At 50.8% G+C, this 1,006-nt stretch carries 2 protein-coding genes; both read left to right on the forward strand.

Annotated features, from left to right (window positions below; all coding sequences use genetic code 11):
* Window positions 1-191 (forward strand): hypothetical protein (locus ACOCD2_RS21875; protein ID WP_419626112.1); only part of this gene is annotated, 191 nt, incomplete at its 5' end.
* Window positions 188-1,006: conjugal transfer protein TraG N-terminal domain-containing protein (locus ACOCD2_RS21880; RefSeq protein WP_293680436.1), on the forward strand; the 819-nt coding region annotated here is incomplete at its 3' end. The genes ACOCD2_RS21875 and ACOCD2_RS21880, both read left to right, overlap by 4 nt.

The raw sequence follows: 1,006 nt of genomic DNA on the forward strand, positions 1-1,006 counted from the left end.
CTGCTGACAAAGACAAGCCGTCCATGCCGGATGTCGTCAAAGAAGGAATGACGGCATTGCGCCAAGAGGTCAGCAATGTGCAACAGACCATCGTATTGAGTCCTGAAGCAATCAACCAACTGGTAGAGATTGCGAAAAACATCAAAGGCAGTTTCCCCAGAGACCATAAGCCGGCTGGAGTTGTGCAATGAGCCTATATCCTGAGATTTATGTGTATGGCGATATTGATACCGCCGAGAAGGTCATCCAGGGGATGAACATGATCTTCAACTCGTCCGGATGGTATTCGGCCTCCGGTGCGCAATTTAACGCGGGCGGTTTTTTCACCTTTGCTGTCATGTTGACCCTTTGGGGGTCAATACTGGCTTGGTTCATCCATCAGCGCTTGAATCTTGGCCCGGTACTTTTAGCGTTCCTGATTTATATCGTTATGACGGTGCCGCGCACACCTTTGATGATCGAAGATGTGTTTTCCGGTGACACGAGAGTGGTTGCGGACACCCCCCTTGGCATTGCGGTCGTTGCCTCGCTGGGAAGCACCATCGCCAAAAAAATGGCCGATCAATTCGATACGGTTTTCACCCCTATAGGTTCGACCTCAACCATGTACAACAACGGGTTTGCATCCAATCTGCAACTGATGCTCTCGTTACGAAAAATCATCACCACTCCCAAAAACCCGTATTTCTTCACCAATTTTGCCCGGTACATGGCCACTTGCGCCAAACTGTCCACATCCACCACATCTTATGATGCGGCCACAGGAAAGGTGGCCTATCTTCTAAGTAACTATGACAACACCGCTGGCCCCATTACCTATCAGACAATTACTTACCCTGACGGACGGGGCGTAAGTTGTGCCACCGCAGCAAGTGATTTAAGCACGGAATTGACCAACTATATGCAGGGTCTTGACGGCCAGGCAAGTGTCGATCTCAACGCCGCCATTGCCGCGCCTACCGGCACCGCCTACTCATCCATGGCACAGCCAAGGTACGTTTTTCAG

This window comes from Thiolapillus sp. (assembly GCF_048562965.1).
Lineage (GTDB): Bacteria > Pseudomonadota > Gammaproteobacteria > Chromatiales > Chromatiaceae > Thiolapillus > Thiolapillus brandeum_A.